The organism is Haloplanus sp. HW8-1, from assembly GCF_023703795.1.
GTDB classification, from domain to species: domain Archaea; phylum Halobacteriota; class Halobacteria; order Halobacteriales; family Haloferacaceae; genus Haloplanus; species Haloplanus pelagicus.
On record NZ_CP098518.1, the window covers coordinates 81027 to 98604 of the forward strand.

The following is a 17578-nucleotide window of genomic DNA, read 5'->3' on the forward strand; positions in this document are numbered from 1 at the left end:
CCACGGAGGCGCCAAACAAATATCTGGGGTCGTGCCGGCTTCGGCCGGTATCGTCGCCAGGGGCCGCCTCGTCACCGGCCCCTCGCTCATATCATGTCACGTCGGGAAGTCGGCCCCCGGTCAGGGTCCCCGGGCGGCCGCTCCCCGTCTCCCCACGCCGCGCCAGCCGGGTTCAACTCCCGGCGACGCGACGACGTTCAACCAACCAACTCACAACCATGACGACCGGACAAACACCCACTGAATCGGTTGTAGAGGATTGTGACGAGCCGAACTACTCGGCCGTTGACCTCCCCTCGAAAGACCGGACGGAGTACAGCTACGTCGAACGCCGCGCCGAGTTGCTACAACTCATCAAAGAGGCCGGCCACCCGCGAGCACTCAACCAAACGGAGGTGGCCGACCGCTACGGCGTCAGTCAGCAACAAATCTCGAAAGACCTCGACCGACTTGCCCGCCATATCCGCGAGCGTGTGGCTGACCGGAGTCGGCGGGCCTTCGTCGTCGACGCGACGGTCAACCGTGCGATCCGCGGGTTGCTCGACGAAGGCGAGTATCGGAAGGCCGCCCGGACGGCGATGGAATACGACGAGTGGGCGACCGAGTTCGCGGACTTGGAACGTCTCCAAGCCGAAGTGGACCGACTCAAAGAACGACAGGAGGACACCTAATGACTCGAAAGAGCCGACGCGACGTAGAGCGTGACCTTGACGCACTCAGGGACGGAGACGAACAGACGGAGACATTCATCCAGCAGGCGCTTGCCGTCGCGGCTGACGAGCGTGAACAGGTGACTGTCTCACCGCCGTCCAAGGACTTCCTCACACTTGTCGCGGCGGTCGCAAAGGCGGGTAGCGTCTCCCTTGCCGACGCCCACGCCGCGGTTGCGACGGCCGACGGTGTCGAACCGGAACCACTCGCTGACTTCACGGAGGCAGATACGTGACCCGGAAAACCCGGCGGGAGATAGAGGAGACACTTGAGGAGTTAGAGGAGGAGTTAGATTCGGATGAGGAGTTCGAGGCCATCGCACTGACTCCCGAGGAAAAAGAGTGGCTCGCCGAGGAGTTCGACGTAGACCCGTGGGAGGAGGGCAAAGAGATGGGGCTAACCGACCTCCTACTTGACGACAATACGGAGGACGCATGACCCGACGCTCAAAGCGGGAGTTAGAGCGCGCGCTCGACGACCTCGCCGGCGACGCCGATGACGACACCGATGCCGACGAGTACAACGTCACCGCCGACTGGGTCGAGTACGACGACAACGGCGACGACGCCGAGGTGGTGGCCAACTATCAGGTGGTCATGCGACGCGAGCGAGCCGAGCGCGAAGGGGTTGAGATACTGGGGCCGGTGGACGGCCCCGGCGATTTGGTTCGGATCGACTGGGACGAGAGGGCCGACCAGTGAAATTCAGACCCACCCGCGCCGTTGGGTACGACGCCGTCCTCCCCATCGACCCGAGTGTCTACGAAATCATCGAGGACGCCCGTGGCCGGGCCTACTGTTTCGACCTGGAGGAGAAGCGTGGGGCTGTCGGCGACGCTGTCCGTCGGGCGCTCGGCGACCATGCCGAGGCCGTCGAACGCCTCACTATCGAACCAGGCTACCTTCGGGTTAGGTACGCCCCGCGTGGCGACCCTGACCTGTCAGGATTCCTCGACTCGCTCAAACAGGTTGGAAGCGTCTACAACGATCACCATGCCAGGCGGGCGGACCTCGACGGCCTGACGGTTGACCGGGCGAACATCTACGTCGGCGCCTACACCCCCGAGGACACCCCGAGCGCCGAGGCGTTCCTCAACCGTCGCGTGACCGACGACCGCTATCCCGACGGCGACGACCCGGTGTATACCTACGAGCGCGATAGTGACAGAGACGTGTTTGGCGGCCCGCGCCGGTTCCGGTATCGGTTCCTGCTTCCCTTCGACCCGGAGATGTACGTTCCGAGCCAACCAAACAAAGTCGAAACGCCACCGGTGGACTGGCGCCGTGACGCTGTCCGCGACGCGCTGGAGAAAACAATCCAGCGGACCCCCGAGTGGCCAGGCTTGCCGAAAAGCTACCCTCGAATAGCGGTGTATCGGTCACACGTCGCCGTCAATCACTACACCTCCAGCCTCCAGGACCCCGCGGTCCGGGCGGCCAGGGCCGCCGGCGCGCTGCTGTGGTACAATCGCGTGCGACCGGAGCGGCCGGAGCTGGGTCCCGAAGACATGACGGTTCAACACTCCCCGTTGTCGTTCGCGAACAAACTATACCTCGGGGTTGTGGAGGGGCCAGGCACCGAGGAGTGGATTAGCGACCACGGTCTTGACGCTGTTGACGGCGAACCCTTCGACCCCGAGCCGGAGGACGCCGAGCAGAGCGACGACACGGGCGGGGTACTCAGTCGCTTCACCGGCTGAACAGGCCGCGCCGAGGGCCTGCTCGAAATTCTCGGGATACTGGTATAGGAGAGTTAACCAACAATCTGCCTACGACTATCGGGTGTTGGTTAAGACATATTTTGACCACCGCTCCGTTTCCATCGGCGTGGCTATCGGCCTCAACGAGGGATACCTTTCGGGCAGGAAGTGGAAACAGATGGCCTACGTTCTAATCAGGATACGGTGGTCACAACTCTGCCATCGACGCGTCAATAGATTCGTCTTTTTCAAATTCAATATGTAAGCTTGAGTCGTAATTGGCTGTGTAGTATTGATTCTTTTCTGCGATTAACGACGCTTCTGACACAGTGTCAGGGACACCCGTAAGAAGCCATCCGTTGTCACTCTCTCCCGGCTCAAGTAATGCACTTCCGAGTTGGTGTTTACCGAGAGGCATGTCGAACGTGTAGATCTGACCGGCCGCTTGAAGACCAAAAATGGCACTTACCAAATCGACATTTTCCTCACCGATGTTTTCAACGGACGCTCTCACAAGCACTAATTTCTCACTATCAGACGATTGAAACCCACCATTCATAAAATCAGGATTGACCGAGTTTTGGGTATTTGAATTGAAGTCGACTGTAAGTCGATAGATAGCATTACTATCGATTAAATCAACTGGGGAGACAGTCACCGAGTCGATATTGGGTGCTTCAGTTGTTCTAATGGGTGTGTCTGTTTCGGTTACAGTGTTGGTCGGCATATCTTGGGAAGTAGCGGACGGGGCGTCAGTTAGTGTCTTGGTTTCGGTGTCGGTGGCCGTCGGTTCCGGCGTTTCACTCTCCCCCCCACTACTACAACCAGCTCCTAACGCGCTAATCACCCCAAGGAATGCGCGCCGATCCATGTGGGGTACTGATCTGTCGTTTGATAAAAACGTGTCCCTGGCAATTCACAGATTATCCCGTCCGTGAGGTTCGGTTAGCCCCAAGTCGATGTCGTCCGGATCGTGGGTGTCCAAGTTCGGGGAACCGGGAGACGCATAGTGTCGGACGATATGATCCATGTTCACCGTCCGGTCGATTGAATCGGTCTGGTAGATGTCCCGCGTGTAGTTGAGGAGATTGTCGTAATCCCGGAGGCGCTTCCACTTCTCGGGACGTGGGTCGTCCACGCCACGGTAGTCTTTTGCGAAAGTAGTGGGGATAGTGTGGTAGACGTGATCGAAGCGCACGAGGGTGGCGAACATGGCGAGGTCCGCCTCGGTCAGTCGATCGCCGGCGAGATACCGCTGGTTCGCCAGTCGGTCGTCGTACCGATCGAGGGCGTCGAACAACTCCGTGACCGCCTCGTCGTAGGCGGCCTGTGAGTCCGCGAAGCCGGCGCGGTAGACGCCGTTGTTGATCGGATCGTAGATGTCGTCGATCAGACGGTCCACCTCGTCGCGGTAGCCCTCGGGGTAGAGGTCGACGTCCCGGGTCGCCAGTTCGTCGCCCGCTACGTCGAGCATTCGCATTATCTCTGCCGATTCGTTGTTGACGATGGTCTCCGTCTCCGTGTCCCAGAGGACGGGCACGGTCGGCCGGCCGGTGAAGTCCGAGTCGGCGCGGACGTAGATCTCTCTGAGGTACGCCTCGCCGTAGAGCGGGTCCGAATGCTCGTCCGAGAACTCCCAGCCCTCGTCGTAGCGTTCCGGCTGAACCAGGGAGAGCGAGATGGCGTCGTCCAGTCCCTTGAGCGCCCGCGTCATGGCGACGCGGTGGGCCCAGGGACACGCCCGACAGATGTAGAGGTGATAGCGCCCGGCCTCGATGGGGAACGATCCGTCGGGGCCGAGCCGGTTTCGGAACGCCTGTTCCTGGCGCTGGAACTCGCCGTCCTCGTCGGTCTCCAGATCCGCGTCGGCGATCCACTCGCCCTCGACGAGTCGACTCACCGCTCGCTCACCTCGTGCATACCACGGGGTTCGGGGGCAGCGGCGAAAAGCCTTCGGCGGCGTTGCACAAGCTATTTCCACCACCAAGTGTTACCACTGGATGGTATGTCTTCGTACGAGCAGTTCAGTCAGGTCGGCGAAGCGGACGTGACACGGGCGATCGGACAGGAGTGGACCGAGGAGTTCATGGATTTCTCGGACTCGGACGTCCTGATCGTCGGCGGCGGTCCCTCGGGACTGATGGCCGCGAAGGAGCTCTCCGAGCGCGGCGTGAAGACGATGGTCGTCGAGAAGAACAACTACCTTGGAGGCGGATTTTGGCTCGGCGGCTTCCTGATGAACAAGGTGACGGTGCGGGACCCGGCCCAGGACGTGTTGGAGGACCTCGACGTCGACTACAAGCCCGCCCAGGACACCGAGGGGCTGTACGTCGCCAACGGGCCGGAGGCGTGTTCCGGCCTGATCAAGGCCGCGTGCGACGCGGGGGCGAAGATGCAGAACATGACTGAGTTCACCGACATCGTGATCCGCGAGGATCACCGCGTCGGCGGCATCGTCATGAACTGGACGCCGGTCCACGCCCTGCCCCGGGAGATCACCTGCGTCGATCCCATCGCCGTCGAGGCGGATCTGGTCATCGACGCGACGGGTCACGACGCCGTCGCGGTCACCAAACTCGACGAGCGGGGCGTCCTCGACGCGCCGGGCATCCAGCACGCCAAGGAACACAACAAGGGGATGGACCAGACGGGCGACGACTCCTACGGCGCACCGGGCCACGACTCGCCGGGCCACGACTCGATGTGGGTCGGCGAGAGCGAGGACGCCGTGGTGGAGCACACGGGACTCGTCCACGACGGCCTGATCGCGACGGGGATGGCCGTCGCCACCACCTACGGCCTGCCGCGCATGGGGCCGACCTTCGGCGCGATGCTCGTCTCGGGTAAGCGTGCCGCCCAGGCCGCCATCGACGAACTCGGCGTCGACGCCGCCGACGTCGAACTCACGTCGCGCGCGCCCGCCGACGACTAGGCCCGATGGTCGAGACGGTCACGCTCTATCGCGCGCCGACGACGGCCGCGGACGCGGACGCCATCGCCGAGTGGCTTCGCGACCGGATCGACGCCGACGTCCGGGTGCGGGACCGACTACTCGGGCGTCTCGCCGGCGACGACCTCCCCGAGGCGCTGGCGGCGGCCCGCGTCACCGATCCCTACGATCGGGAGACCGGGAACACGATGGTCGGTATCGTCCGCTACGAGGAGCGGGCGCTCTCGGCCCCGGAGCGGGCGGGCGGCGTCGTCTACGACGGCCGCGCGGTCCAGCGGGCGCTGAACGCCCGCCTCCCCGGCGAGCAGGGACTCGATCACCTGCACGTCCCTCTGCTCGACCGGGTCATCGGAACTTGGGGCGAGCACGACGGCCGCTGGCACAAGCGCGTGGCCGTCCTCGGCCAACCGGCGCTCGTCTCGGTCCCCGGGCTCTACGAGGCGCCCGCGAAGCCGGAGGCCTACTACGAGGCAAAGAGCAAACACGCCATGCTGACGGGCGACGCGCCGCCCCGCGAGGTGCTGGAGGCCGAAATCGAGGGTGAGTTCCTCGTCGCCGACGACCCTCGGACGACCGAGGCGCTCCGGGGATACGTCCTCGCGGCGGTCGACTTCCTCGAGACGGGGACGGCGTTCTGTGACGAGGCGGACTGTCGGCTGTACGACGCCCACCGACAACCGGGCGTCGTGCGGGCGCAGTTGCGCGACCCCTCCTTCTGTGCGGCTCACGCCGCGCGGTACGGGTAGCCGTTCCCGGGACGGGCTACCGACGCCCGGCGCTCAGGTAGGCGAAGCCGCCGGCCCGCGTTTCGTGATCCGTCTCGACGCAGGCGTCGAGTACCGCCCGGTGTGCGGCGGCCACGCGCCGGTCGAGCACCCGGACGGGCGCGTCGTCGTGGTGGTCGCGCGTGCCCGGGGGCGCCGTCGCGGCGACGACGGCGCCGAAGGCGTGGTTCAGCGGGCGGCCGGGGAAGCGGTGGCTCCGGGCGAGATCGAGGAGGACGATCCGGTCCGGGTCGACCTCCGTCAGCCACGTCTCGACCGTCGCCCCCGGATCGGGAAGCATCCCCACGAGGAAGGTCGCGAGAACGGCGTCGGTGTCGTCGAGGGGAAGGCGGGTGGCGTCGCCCCGACAGACGTGGACGTTCTCCCACTCGGTCCGGGTCACGTAGTCGCGGGCCCGGGTCACGGCACCCGGAGCGAAGTCGACGCCGAGGACGGTCCCCGTCGGCCCCACCTGCTCGCGGAGGTGCGGGAGGTTCGCGCCCGTCCCACAGCCGACGTCGACGACGGTCTCACCGGAAACGAGGTCGAGGGTCGCGACGGCGTCGCGTCGGAGGCGGCGGACGCCCGGTGTGTGCCGGGCGAGTCCGTCGTAGAGACGCGCCCACCGCGAATAAAATCCCTGGGCTGCGGCCGCACGGTCGAGGTCGGGCGTCGCTCCCGTCACCGTCGGCAGTGGTCGCGGACGATCCGGGCCACCGCGGGGGCGTCGTCCCCGAGGACGTAGGTTATGGGTTCGATGCCGAAGCCGCCGGTCTGATAGAGGACGAACGGTGAGTCGGGACCGGCGTCGCCGACGGCGTCGACGACGCCCGCCCGGGTAGTCTCGCCGTCCTCTCTCCCCTCGCGCTCGACCGTGAACTCGACGGTTCGGTAGCCGGCCGCGCGCAGGTCCGCGATCAGGTCGGGATCGTAGCGGAGGTTGACCGCCCCCCGAACCGGCGCGCCGGCGGCGCGGGCCGACAGCAACACCGAGGCGACGTGTTCGCTGACGCCGAACTCGGGGTCTGAGGGCACCGTCGCGGTCCCCCGTACGTCGAAGATGCGCCCGGGGACGGCCGCCACGTCCTCGACGTCCGTCGCGTCGGGGAGACACTCGACGAGGTTCGACCCGACGTTGGGGACGAGAGCGGCGAACCCCGAGGTGTTCCGCAGGATGCGAAGTCCCCGACGCACCGACGAGCGGACCTCCTCGGTCGTTCGCACGGCGCTGTCAGGGTCGTGGACGTCGAAGTCGCCGCCGTGTTCGCGGAGTTCGGGCATGACCTCGCGGTGACGCTCGGCTAGGAGGTCACCGTCCTCCAGTCGGCGGATCGCTACCTCGATTTCGACCAGCGCCTGCACGCGGCTCATATCGCCCGTCGCCAGTCCCGTGCCGACCCGCTCGACGAGGTCCTGCACCCGGTCGTCCCCGCTGATCGCATCGCTCGTGGTCACGTCACCGTGGGCGTACTTCGAGACGGCGGACTGCGAGATCCCGAGGGCGTTGGCCACCTCGCGCTGGGTGAAGCCGCGGTCGCGGAGATCGGCCGCGAGCATGGAGCGGACCGTGGGCAGGAACTCCTCGACGACGATCTCCTCGATGAACTTCATGGCTCGAACTCGGGATCGTCACCGATGCGGGAGGCCTGTGGCCCCTCCTGGTCTTGGTACTTCGAGCCACGGTCGCTGCCGTAGGGACGGTCCGCCGGCGAGGAGAGTTCGGTGAAGACGAGTTGGGAGACGCGCATGCCGGGCGTGAGCGCGACGGGTGCGGTGCCGAGGTTCGACAGTTCGAGGGTCACCTGGCCGCGGTAGCCGGGATCGACGAAGCCGGCGGTGGCGTGGACGACGACCGCGAGTCGGCCGAGCGAGGAGCGGCCCTCGACGTTGGCGACGAGGTCACCCGGCATCTCGATGCGCTCCCGGGTCGTCCCCAGGACGAAGTCACCGGGGTGGAGGATGAACTCCTCGCCGTCCTCGACGACCGTCTCGGCGATGTACTCGCTGACTTCGCCCTCGCGGGTGGGATGGATACAGGAGATGTTCGTCCGCTGGAACTCCAGGAACTCCGCCCCCAGACGGAGGTCGACGCTGGCGGGCTGGACCTGCTGATCGACGTCGTCGAGCGGGTCGATCACGAGGTCACCCTCACCGAGACGAGCGAGGATGTCGGTGTCCGACAGGATCATACCTAGGCCGTAGCGCCGAGCGGTAAAATCTCCCCGGTCGACGGGGCGACGATCCCGGTCCCGGCTCCGGTACCGCCCCGGTCCGCGAGGCGGAGTGGTCCCCCGACTGCCCGGCGGTCGCGTTCGTGACGACGGAGTGAGGGGAAACGGCAACGCTTTTTTGAGACGGTTCGAAATCGGTAGGGTATGTCTGACGAGGTCAAGCGGGGGCTGGATGGCGTGACCGTCTCGGAGTCCCGGCTGAGCTACATCGACGGCGAGGCCGGCGAGTTGGGCTACCGCGGGTACGCCATCGAGGACTTCGCACGCGAGGCGAGCTACGAAGAGGTGCTGTCGTTGCTCTGGAACGGCGAGTGGCCGACGCGGTCCGAACGCGACGCGTTCGCCGCCAGACTGGCCGACCAGCGGACGCTCGACCCGGCCGTCCACGACCTCATTGCGGAACTCGCCGATCGAGACGCGAACCCGATGGCGGCGATGCGGACGGTCGTCTCGACGCTCTCGGCGTACGACCCCGACATCGGGGCCGATCCCGACGACCGAGAGGCCAACCTCTCGAAGGGCTGTCGGATCACCGCCAAACTGCCGACGGCACTCGCTGCCTTCGCCCGTCGTCGCAACGGCGAGGATCCCGTTTCCCCTCGGGCGGAACTGGATCACGCCGCGAACTTCCTCTACATGCTGAACGACGAGGGGCCCGAGGACGTGGCGGCCGAGGCGTTCGACACGGCGCTCGTCCTGCACGCCGACCACGGGTTGAACGCGTCGACGTTCTCCTCGATGGTGACCACGTCGACCATGTCCGATATCCACAGCGGCGTCACGAGCGCCATCGGAACGCTGGCCGGGGCCCTCCACGGCGGCGCCAACCAGAACGTCATGCGGATGCTGAAAGAAATCGACGACAGCGGGAAGGAACCCCGTGAGTGGATCGAGGATGCGGTCGCGGCGGGCGAGCGCGTCCCCGGATTCGGGCATCGCGTCTACAGCGTCCGCGACCCGCGGGCGGCCATCCTCGAAACCTACTCGAAGCGACTCGGCGAGACGGCCGGCGATCCCCGGTGGTACGACTACTCCGTCACCATCGAGGAGTATATGGCCGACGAGAAAGGTCTCTCCCCCAACGTCGACTTCTACTCCGCGTCCATGTACTACCAGATGGGGATTCCGATGGATCTCTATACGCCGATCTTCGCGGTCTCACGCGTGGGTGGTTGGATCGCTCACATGCTCGAACAGTACGAGGACAACCGCCTGATCCGGCCCCTCGCCCGGTACGTCGGCGAGCGCGACCGCGAGTTCGTCCCCATCGACGAGCGATAGCCCGCGGTCACCCATGGACGTGTTCGTCTACGGGACGCTCACCGAACCGGAGCGGGTGGGGGCCGTCCTCGACTCCTTCGTCTTCGTCGGTGCGGCGGTTCTCGAGGGCTGTCACCCCGTTGCCGGCCGGTATCCGACGCTCGCGCCCGGTGGCGAGACGGCCGGCCGTCTCCTCCGAACCGCCGAGGTCGACGCTCTCGACGCCTACGAGGGGGTCGACAGCGGTCTCTACGTGCGCGTGTCCGCGCCACGAACCGACGGGGGAACGGCCGCCGTCTACGTCGGTGATCCCGACGCGCTCGCGAGCGAGGAGTCGATCACGTGGCCCGGCACGGGACCGTTCGCCGAACGGGTTCGGCGCTACTTCGACGGCGGCGAGGTGGTCGTCCGACCGGTCCACTCCTGAGGCTCCTCCCACGCGCGCCGCTCGTCCGACTCGCCTCGGATCCCGATGCCGTCGGTTACTTTCACTTTCGCCCCGCCTTCATGACGTTTATATGCATCGCCGGTCATTATCCAAGCGCACGTCACACGCGTGCATTCCCCTTTCGACATCCCCGAGCGGCCGCCGGGGACGTCCGTACATAAACCGTTAACCAGCACCGTCGGGTATAGGGCGTATGCTCACCTTCGAGGACGTTCTCGACGCCCGGGACCGGGTGTCGGCCGTCGCCCGCCATACGCCGCTCGAGTACTCCTATGCGTTCTCCGATATGACCGGCGCCGACGTCCACCTCAAACTGGAGAACTTCCAGCGCACGGGCGCGTTCAAGATCCGTGGCGCGATGAACCGGATCGAGACGCTCGCCGAGACGGACAAAGAGGCCGGCGTCGTGACCGCGAGCGCCGGCAACCACGCCCAGGGTGTCGCGTTGGCGGCCACCCGCGCGGGCGTGGACTCGAAGATCGTCATGCCGGACCACGCTCCGGTGTCGAAAGTCAAGGCGACCGAACGCTACGGCGGCGAGGTCGTCCTGCACGGCGCCGACTACAGCGAGGCACAGGCCGAGGCCCACCGGATCGAAGCGGACGAAGGACGCACGTACGTCCACGCATTCGACGACGAGATGGTGATGGCCGGGCAGGGGACCATCGGTCTGGAGATCGTCGAGGACTGTCCCGACCTCGACACCGTGATCGTCCCCATCGGCGGCGGCGGCCTGATCTCGGGTATCGCCACCGCGGTGAAAGCCCACGACCCGGACGTGCGCGTGATCGGTGTCCAGGCGGAGGGTGCCTCCAGTGCGGCCGAATCACTCCGGAAGGGCGAAATCTACGAGCGTGAGGGCGTCGACACCATCGCGGACGGCATCGCGACCCGCCGCATCGGCGACCGTACCTTCGAGGTGATCAAAGAACGCGTCGACGAGGTGGTGACCGTCGACGACGAGTCCATCGCCATCGCGCTCACCTACCTGCTCGAACGCGAGAAGGCGCTCGCGGAGGGTGCCGGCGCCATCTCGCTGGCCGCGTTGCTCTCCGACGCCGTCGAATACGACGAGGGCGAGACCATCGTCCCCGCGCTCTGTGGGGGGAACATCGACCTCAACGTGTTGACGACGGTGGTGATGCGGGGACTGGTGGCCACCGGGCGGTACCTCCGGTTCCGGACCATCCTCAAGGACCAGCCCGGCGCGCTGGTCGAACTCGGGACGATCATCGCCGAACATCGCGCGAACATCACCGCCTTCCACCACGACCGCACCTCGCGGGACGTGGCGATGAACGACGCACGCGTCGAACTCGAAGTCGAGACCCGGGGGCCGGACCACGTCGACGAACTGCTGTCCGCGCTCCGGACGGCGGGCTACGAGGTCGAAATCGTCAACGGCTACCAGATGTCTGTCTGATTGGTCCTGCCCCCTCGACCGTGACCGACCGGCGGCGGCAGGAACGGCCGTAGGCGTGTACCTTTAACCGGATCCCGCGTGACTTCGGGGTGTGAAACGAACCATCAGTACCGACGACGCCCCCGCCGCGGTTGGCGCGTACAGTCAGGCGACGACCAACGGTTCGCTGCTCTTTACCGCGGGACAGCTCCCGCTGACGACCGACGGCGAACTGCTCGACGACGAATCGGTCGCGACACAGACCGAGCAGTCGCTCGACAACGTGCTGGCCATCCTCGCGGAGGAGGGCGCCGACGCGAGTGACCTGCTGAAGGTGACCATCTTCCTCGACGACATCGACGACTTCGACGAGATGAACGAAACCTACGGGACCTACTTCGACGCGGAGCCGCCGGCGCGAAGCGCCGTCGAAGTCGGGAACGTGCCGAAGGGCGCGGCCCTCGAGATCGAAGCCATCGCCGACGTGGAGTGACGACCCAGCGCACGTCCAGTCTCCTGTGGGGACTGGTGGGGACGCTCGCCTTCCTCGTGCTCGTGCAGGGATACCGGCTGGTCGTCGGCCCGATCGGTCCGGGGGCACTCGTCCTCGGCGGCGTCGCCGTCCTCGTCGGCGCCGCGTCTGCGGGACTCACCCACGTGCTGGAGCCACGGATGCGGGGAAACAAAAGGAGTTAAAGGGTCGAACGGGTATCCCTAACTGAGCCGGGATGGCCGAGTGGTAAGGCGCACGCCTGGAAAGCGTGTTCCCTCTGGGATCCGGGGTTCAAATCCCCGTCCCGGCGTTTTTCCGTGTAACCCACCCGAACGATGTCTCACGTCCGCGCTGTGTGGTACGTGCCGTCACGGATGTGGTGGGACTTGAACCACGCTCGTTCTGTTCTTCGTTTCATTCCCTGATTCAAATCCCACGAGGAGTTTAGCGTCCCTCGCTGTCGCTCGGGCACGCCGTCACGGATGCGGTGGGATTTGAACCACGCGAGACGAGCGTGAGCGAGTCTCGCCATCGGGTTCAAATCCCCGTCCCGGCGCTTCTCTAACTCATCGCGTCGCGTGGCATCACCAGGTCGCCGCCACAGGCGGGACATCGCGTGAACGACCCCGTCACGCCGGTCGTCGTCCGGTACTCGGCGTAGTCACAGTCGGTACAGACTGCCTCGGCGACGTATCTGCGAACGCCGGCTGGTTTCTCCTGACCGACCTCGGTCCCGCCCTCTTTCAGTGACATGGTAACGCTTCACACTCGATCCACTTAACACACACGGCGGGCTTTCGCGGCAGTCGGTGGCTGATCGTCGCTCGATCTCGACGATTATCCGCCGATCGAACGGTTCCGTGGGGTCCCGACGCGGAGAAAGGTTCATGTGGTGGGCGCCCGTCTCCTTGTATGACAATGCCTGACACGAAACGGGGTCGCGAACAAAACGGCCGGAACAAGCGCGCGCAACTGCGGCGGCGGCTCTACGAGGAAGAACTCGAAACCCTCGACGAAGATGCGGAACTGCCGGAGTTCGGCGAGGGGGAGGAGGCGGCGTTCGACGAACCGTAGTCGGGGTCGGCGCTCTTATGACGGCCCCGTCCCAACCGGTCGTCCGTGCCACCCTGTGCGAACTACGCGACGATGTTCGTCGGCGCGCAGCTCGCGCCGGAGCGCCGGCAACTGGATCTTGACTGGGCCGAGAACGCCGGCGACGAGACGGCCGCCCACGAGTTCGAGGTGCCGACCGACGACGCCTTCGACGGCTACGTCGGCATCCAGGCCTTCGACGTCGGCGAGTACGGCCACGACATCCTGATCAACGGCGACCCGATGAGCGGGTTCGACATCCCGCCCAACGACGGCTGGCAGTACTGGGTCGACACGTTCGGCGACGCCGTCGAACTCGTCGCCGGCACCAACGACCTCCGCATCGTCCGCGCCGGCGAGAGCGACGACGCCTTCGCCGTCGGGACGGTCACTGTCCACTGGAAGGAGCCCGAAGCCCCGTGACGGTCCGGCCGCCGTGAACACACTTACTTAAACACCGGTGAGCTGACGAGCGATCGCCACATCCTGGCCTGTGATAACAGTTGTCAGTCGCACCACGAGATCACTCACGTCTACCGATTTTTCACGAACGAGCGTGTCTGCTTGATCGTTACCGCTCTGCCGATGACCTCACCTTTTATATAGAAGGACAAACAATCAGTCGATGAACCATGAGTCAGCGAATGCAGCAGGGTCAGCCGATGATCATTATGGGCGAGGACGCCCAGCGCGTCAAGGACAAAGACGCTCAGGAGTACAACATCTCGGCGGCCCGCGCAGTCGCGGAGTCGGTACGCTCGACGCTCGGTCCGAAGGGGATGGACAAAATGCTCGTCGACTCGATGGGCAGTGTCACCATCACCAACGACGGCGTGACCATCCTCCAGGAGATGGACATCGACAACCCGACGGCAGAGATGATCGTCGAGGTCGCCGAAACACAGGAGGACGAGGCCGGCGACGGGACGACGACGGCCGTCGCCATCGCGGGAGAACTCCTGAAAAACGCCGAGGATCTCCTCGATCAGGACATCCACCCGACGGCCATCATCAAGGGATTCAATATGGCGGCCGAGCGTGCCCGCGAGGAGGTCAACGACGTCGCGGAGCGCGTCGATCCCACGGACGAGGACCTCCTGCGGAAGGTCGCGGAGACGTCGATGACGGGCAAGAGCTCGGAACTCGACAAGGATCTGCTCGCCCGGCTGGTCGTGGAGGCGGTGCAGGCTGTCACCGTCGAGGCCGAGGACGGGAGCCACGTCGTCGACCTCGAGTTCGTCGAGGTCGAGACCCAGACCGGCCGCTCCGCCGCGGAGTCCGAACTCCTCAACGGCGCGGTCATCGACAAGGACCCCGTCAACGACGACATGCCCGTCGAGTTCGACTCGGCGGACGTGCTCCTGTTGAACGAGGCGATCGAAGTCGAGGAGACCGACGCCGACGCGTCGGTCAACGTCGACAGCCCCGATCAACTCCAGCAGTTCCTCGACAGCGAGGAACAGCAACTTCGCGAGAAGGTCGACCAGATCGTCGCCACCGGCGCCGACGTGGTGTTCTGCCAGAAGGGCATCGACGACCTCGCGCAGTACCTGCTGGCCCAGGAGGGCGTCCTCGCGGTGCGCCGGACGAAGAAATCCGACATGGGCTTCCTGCAGGAGATCCTCGGCGCCGAGATCGTCTCCGATCTCGATGCCGCCACCGACGCCTACCTCGGCACCGGTCGGATCACCCGCGACGCCGACGCCGGCCTGTTCTACGTCGAGGGATCGGACGCCCACGGCGTGACGATCCTCCTGCGAGGCTCGACCGAGCACGTCGTCGACGAACTCGAACGCGGGATTCAGGACGCCCTCGACGTGGTGTCCTCGACCACGGCCGACGGTCGCGTCCTCGCGGGCGGCGGTGCCGTCGAGGTCGAACTCGCCGGTCGCCTGCGTGACTACGCCGACAGCGTCAGCGGCCGCGAGCAACTCGCGGTCGAGGCCTTCGCCGACGCCGTCGAGGTCGTGCCGCGCGTCCTCGCCAGCAACGCCGGCCTCGACAGCATCGACACGCTCGTCGACCTGCGTGCCGCCCACGAGTCGGGCGATACGCGCGCCGGCCTCAACGTCTTCACCGGCGACGTGGTCGACACCTTCGACGCCGGCGTCGTCGAACCCGCCCACTCGAAAGAGCAGGCACTCTCCTCGGCCACCGAGGCCGCGAACCTCGTGCTGAAAATCGACGACATCATCGCCGCGGGCGACCTCTCGACCTCCGGCGACGAGGACGAGGGTGCCGGCGGTCCCGGCGGCGGCATGGGTGGCATGGGTGGCATGGGCGGCGCGATGTGACGTAGGCATACGCCCACCTCCCTCGACACGTTCGTCCCCCGATCGACGCACGCTTTCTCCCCCGTCTTCGACACAAGGTCCTTACCCCCGACGCCGGTAGCCCGGCCTATGCCCTCCAGCAGACGGACGCTTCTCGCGAGTATCGGTACCGCGGCCGCGGGATTGGCCGGCTGTCTCGGTCCGTCCGGATCGACCGGGTCGCCGACGTCGACGCCGACATCGACGGCCACCCCCGGTTCCCCCGCGTCGGAGCCGGTCCCCCTCGGGCGGTCGGTCGACGTCAACGGCGTGACCGTCACCGTCTCCGACCCCGCCGTGGCCCACTCGGCCCGGTATCTGTCCGCCCCCGACGCGTTCGACGTCGTCGCGGCCGGCACCGACCAGTTCCTCTTCGTCACCGTGGCCGCGGAAGGCGGGAGCCGTCCCCCATCGCCCGACGCGTTCGGCGTCGTCGTTGCCGACGTGCGGTACGGTGCCGGAATCGAGGCGCTCGGTCCGGCGCGCGTCGACGCCCCCGTGAGCGGACGCCGATACGGCGACGCGGGGCGACACGGCTATCTCGCCTTCCGTCTCCCGGCCCCCGTCGCGACGACGGACCTCGCCGTCGTCCTCGGCGAGGGGGCGCGGTGGACCCTCCCCTCGTCGGCGGCCGAAGCCCTGCGGTCGCCGCCGCCCGCGTTCGAAACCGGCGTCGACGTCCCCGACGCCGTCCCGGCGGACGAACCGATCCCCGTCACCCTCGACGTGACCAACGCAGGCGACGGCCCCGGCGTCTTTCGCGGGGCGATCAACCACGGGGGACCGCTCTACTCGGCGGCCGGATTCGACCTGTCGCTCGCGTCCGGCGAGTCGACGACTCACGAGGTCACCGTCGACTACCACGTCGGGAGCGAGACGCCCCCCGACTGCGTCCAGTTCGCGGTGGTCGGTCCCGGGGTCGACCGGTCGTTCGAGGTGGGTATCGAGGGTGGCGGGACGGGGACCGGGGCCGGGTCGGGCACCGCCACCGGTACCGCGACCCGGTGACTCCCGCGAAACGGGTAACTCGCCGGAGGCGCTAGGGAGACCATGGAGACCCTGCTTCTGGACGGCGAGACCGTCGAGAACAACGCCCCCATGGAATCGCTCGTCGACGCCGTCGAGGCGGCCTTCGCAGCCTACGACCGTGGCGACGCGACCATGCCACCGAAGTCCTACGTCGACCTTCCGCAGTACGACGGCGACTTCCGGTCGATGCCGGCCTACCTCCGGGCCGACGACTGGGACGCCGCGGGCGTGAAGTGGGTGAACTCCCACCCGCACAACGAGGAGCGTCACGGCCTTCCGACGGTGATGGGGACGATGATCTACTCCGATCCCGAGACGGCGGTTCCCCTCGCGATCATGGACGGCACGGCGCTGACGACCCGGCGGACGGGCGCGGCCGCCGCCGTCGCCACCGACCATCTGGCGGTCGCGGATGCCACCTCGATGGGACTCGTCGGTGCGGGCGTCCAGTCGGTCGCCCAACTCGACGCCGTCGCGACGGTCCGCCCTATCGACACCGTCGTCGTCGCCGACGCCGACGCGGACCGGGCGCGGGCGTTCGTCGACGCGGTGAGCGACCGGTTCGACGCGCGCGTCGGGTCCATCGCCGAGGCGGCCGACTGCGACGTGCTCTCGACGGTGACCCCCGTCCGGGATCCGATCGTCGAGTCCGTCGGCGACCACACTCACGTCAACGCCGTCGGCGCCGACGCGCCCGGCAAACACGAACTCGCCGACGACCTGCTGGCGGTCGCGAAACTCGTCGTCGACGACCACGCCCAGTGTACCCACTCCGGCGAGATCAACGTCCCCTACGGGTCGGGACGGCTCACCGACGCCGACATCCACGCCGAACTCGGCGCGGTAGTGACCGGTACGAAGGCGGGCCGAACCCCCGAGGACGGCGTCACCGTCTTCGACAGCACTGGCCTCGCCATCCAGGACGTGGCCGCCGCCCACGTCGTCTACGAACGGGCCTCGGCCGCGGGCGCGGGGACGGCCTTCGACCTGCTCGGTCTCGGCCGTGACTCCGCATGACCGCGTCCAGTACCTCGACGATCAGTTGGGCGAGAACCAGAAACGCGAGCAGGGGGTGAGGAGGGTCAACATCCCCAAGCAGACACTCCAGCCGACCACGTCCCTCCCGGCGTCGGGCCGGGTGCGAAACCGCCCTCCGGGGGTTCGGTAGCCCGTCCCGCCCGCCTCGT

The 17578-nt window shown here is 66.5% G+C and carries 23 protein-coding genes and 1 tRNA gene; 18 read left to right on the top strand and 6 right to left on the bottom strand.

Annotation, left to right across the window (positions count from 1 at the left end):
• The first annotated feature begins 218 nt into the window (after nt 1–218).
• Genes NBT82_RS00470 through NBT82_RS00490 form a run of 5 tightly spaced genes read left to right on the top strand, consistent with a single transcriptional unit; the run spans nt 219 to nt 2410 of the window.
• Nucleotides 219–671, top strand: coding sequence for a hypothetical protein (locus NBT82_RS00470; protein ID WP_251329632.1), 453 nt, complete (start codon nt 219–221; stop codon nt 669–671).
• Complete coding sequence (locus NBT82_RS00475) at nt 671–946, top strand: hypothetical protein (RefSeq protein WP_251329633.1); 276 nt, start codon at nt 671–673, stop codon at nt 944–946. Before NBT82_RS00470 ends, NBT82_RS00475 begins: the two co-directional genes overlap by 1 nt.
• Nucleotides 943–1149: a hypothetical protein gene (locus NBT82_RS00480; protein ID WP_251329634.1), complete on the top strand. Its 207-nt coding sequence runs from the start codon at nt 943–945 to the stop codon at nt 1147–1149. Before NBT82_RS00475 ends, NBT82_RS00480 begins: the two co-directional genes overlap by 4 nt.
• Nucleotides 1146–1412: a hypothetical protein gene (locus tag NBT82_RS00485; protein ID WP_251329635.1), complete on the top strand. Its 267-nt coding sequence runs from the start codon at nt 1146–1148 to the stop codon at nt 1410–1412. The genes NBT82_RS00480 and NBT82_RS00485 overlap by 4 nt, the downstream gene beginning before the upstream one ends.
• Nucleotides 1409–2410 carry a hypothetical protein gene (locus NBT82_RS00490; RefSeq protein ID WP_251329636.1) on the top strand — a complete coding sequence of 334 codons (1002 nt, stop codon included), beginning with the start codon at nt 1409–1411 and terminating at the stop codon, nt 2408–2410. Before NBT82_RS00485 ends, NBT82_RS00490 begins: the two co-directional genes overlap by 4 nt.
• A gap of 208 nt (nt 2411–2618) precedes the next feature.
• On the opposite strand, the gene NBT82_RS00495 is transcribed toward NBT82_RS00490, so the two are convergent.
• Nucleotides 2619–3281: a hypothetical protein gene (locus NBT82_RS00495; RefSeq protein ID WP_251329637.1), complete on the bottom strand. Its 663-nt coding sequence runs from the start codon at nt 3279–3281 to the stop codon at nt 2619–2621.
• Between the two features lie 45 nt (nt 3282–3326).
• Nucleotides 3327–4310, bottom strand: coding sequence for a glutathione S-transferase family protein (locus NBT82_RS00500; protein ID WP_251329638.1), 984 nt, complete (start codon nt 4308–4310; stop codon nt 3327–3329).
• Nucleotides 4311–4415: 105 nt separating this feature from the next.
• On the opposite strand from NBT82_RS00500, the gene NBT82_RS00505 reads away from it, so the two are divergent.
• On the top strand, nt 4416–5342 hold the full coding sequence (locus NBT82_RS00505) for a sulfide-dependent adenosine diphosphate thiazole synthase (RefSeq protein ID WP_251329639.1): 927 nt from the start codon (nt 4416–4418) through the stop codon (nt 5340–5342).
• Nucleotides 5343–5347: 5 nt separating this feature from the next.
• Nucleotides 5348–6106: a DUF7001 family protein gene (locus tag NBT82_RS00510; RefSeq protein WP_251329640.1), complete on the top strand. Its 759-nt coding sequence runs from the start codon at nt 5348–5350 to the stop codon at nt 6104–6106.
• A 16-nt stretch (nt 6107–6122) separates the two neighbouring features.
• Here the strand turns inward: NBT82_RS00510 and NBT82_RS00515 are convergent, their stop codons facing one another.
• From NBT82_RS00515 to dcd, 3 genes are read right to left on the bottom strand one after another with little or no spacing between them, the layout of a single operon-like run.
• On the bottom strand, nt 6123–6809 hold the full coding sequence (locus NBT82_RS00515) for a class I SAM-dependent methyltransferase (protein WP_251329641.1): 687 nt from the start codon (nt 6807–6809) through the stop codon (nt 6123–6125).
• Nucleotides 6806–7735, bottom strand: a complete 930-nt coding sequence (locus NBT82_RS00520; protein ID WP_251329642.1) for a thiamine-phosphate synthase family protein — start codon at nt 7733–7735, stop codon at nt 6806–6808. The genes NBT82_RS00515 and NBT82_RS00520 overlap by 4 nt, the downstream gene beginning before the upstream one ends.
• Nucleotides 7732–8313 carry a dCTP deaminase gene (gene dcd / locus NBT82_RS00525; RefSeq protein WP_251329643.1) on the bottom strand — a complete coding sequence of 194 codons (582 nt, stop codon included), beginning with the start codon at nt 8311–8313 and terminating at the stop codon, nt 7732–7734. The genes NBT82_RS00520 and dcd overlap by 4 nt, the downstream gene beginning before the upstream one ends.
• Before the next feature lie 186 nt (nt 8314–8499).
• Here dcd and citZ point away from each other — a divergent pair, with 186 nt between their 5' ends.
• From citZ to NBT82_RS00555, 6 genes are all read left to right on the top strand, one after another.
• The gene (gene citZ / locus NBT82_RS00530; RefSeq protein ID WP_251329644.1) at nt 8500–9636 is read left to right on the top strand and encodes a citrate synthase; all 1137 of its coding nucleotides are present in this window, start codon (nt 8500–8502) and stop codon (nt 9634–9636) included.
• Between the two features lie 13 nt (nt 9637–9649).
• A complete protein-coding gene (locus tag NBT82_RS00535; RefSeq protein ID WP_251329645.1) occupies nt 9650–10042 on the top strand; it encodes a gamma-glutamylcyclotransferase family protein in 393 nt (130 codons plus the stop codon).
• 214 nt (nt 10043–10256) lie between these two features.
• Nucleotides 10257–11486 carry a threonine ammonia-lyase gene (gene ilvA / locus NBT82_RS00540; RefSeq protein WP_251329646.1) on the top strand — a complete coding sequence of 410 codons (1230 nt, stop codon included), beginning with the start codon at nt 10257–10259 and terminating at the stop codon, nt 11484–11486.
• A gap of 91 nt (nt 11487–11577) precedes the next feature.
• The gene (locus NBT82_RS00545; RefSeq protein ID WP_251329647.1) at nt 11578–11958 is read left to right on the top strand and encodes a Rid family detoxifying hydrolase; all 381 of its coding nucleotides are present in this window, start codon (nt 11578–11580) and stop codon (nt 11956–11958) included.
• Nucleotides 11955–12161: a DUF7981 family protein gene (locus NBT82_RS00550; RefSeq protein ID WP_251329648.1), complete on the top strand. Its 207-nt coding sequence runs from the start codon at nt 11955–11957 to the stop codon at nt 12159–12161. The genes NBT82_RS00545 and NBT82_RS00550 overlap by 4 nt, the downstream gene beginning before the upstream one ends.
• 26 nt (nt 12162–12187) lie before the next feature.
• Nucleotides 12188–12268, top strand: a tRNA-Ser gene (locus NBT82_RS00555).
• A 251-nt stretch (nt 12269–12519) separates the two neighbouring features.
• On the opposite strand, the gene NBT82_RS00560 is transcribed toward NBT82_RS00555, so the two are convergent.
• Entirely contained in the window at nt 12520–12711 is a 192-nt protein-coding gene (locus NBT82_RS00560; RefSeq protein WP_251329649.1) for a hypothetical protein, read from the bottom strand.
• A 165-nt stretch (nt 12712–12876) separates the two neighbouring features.
• Here NBT82_RS00560 and NBT82_RS00565 point away from each other — a divergent pair, with 165 nt between their 5' ends.
• The 5 genes from NBT82_RS00565 to NBT82_RS00585 all read left to right on the top strand — a co-directional run bounded on the left by NBT82_RS00565 (nt 12877) and on the right by NBT82_RS00585 (nt 17408).
• Complete coding sequence (locus NBT82_RS00565) at nt 12877–13032, top strand: hypothetical protein (protein WP_251329650.1); 156 nt, start codon at nt 12877–12879, stop codon at nt 13030–13032.
• Between the two features lie 45 nt (nt 13033–13077).
• Nucleotides 13078–13473 carry a DUF7383 domain-containing protein gene (locus NBT82_RS00570; protein ID WP_251329651.1) on the top strand — a complete coding sequence of 132 codons (396 nt, stop codon included), beginning with the start codon at nt 13078–13080 and terminating at the stop codon, nt 13471–13473.
• A gap of 239 nt (nt 13474–13712) precedes the next feature.
• A complete protein-coding gene (gene thsB / locus NBT82_RS00575) occupies nt 13713–15344 on the top strand; it encodes a thermosome subunit beta (RefSeq protein ID WP_251331319.1) in 1632 nt (543 codons plus the stop codon).
• Nucleotides 15345–15452: 108 nt separating this feature from the next.
• Nucleotides 15453–16370, top strand: a complete 918-nt coding sequence (locus NBT82_RS00580) for a hypothetical protein (RefSeq protein ID WP_251329652.1) — start codon at nt 15453–15455, stop codon at nt 16368–16370.
• Between the two features lie 42 nt (nt 16371–16412).
• Complete coding sequence (locus NBT82_RS00585; RefSeq protein ID WP_251329653.1) at nt 16413–17408, top strand: ornithine cyclodeaminase family protein; 996 nt, start codon at nt 16413–16415, stop codon at nt 17406–17408.
• The last annotated feature ends 170 nt before the right edge of the window (nt 17409–17578 follow it).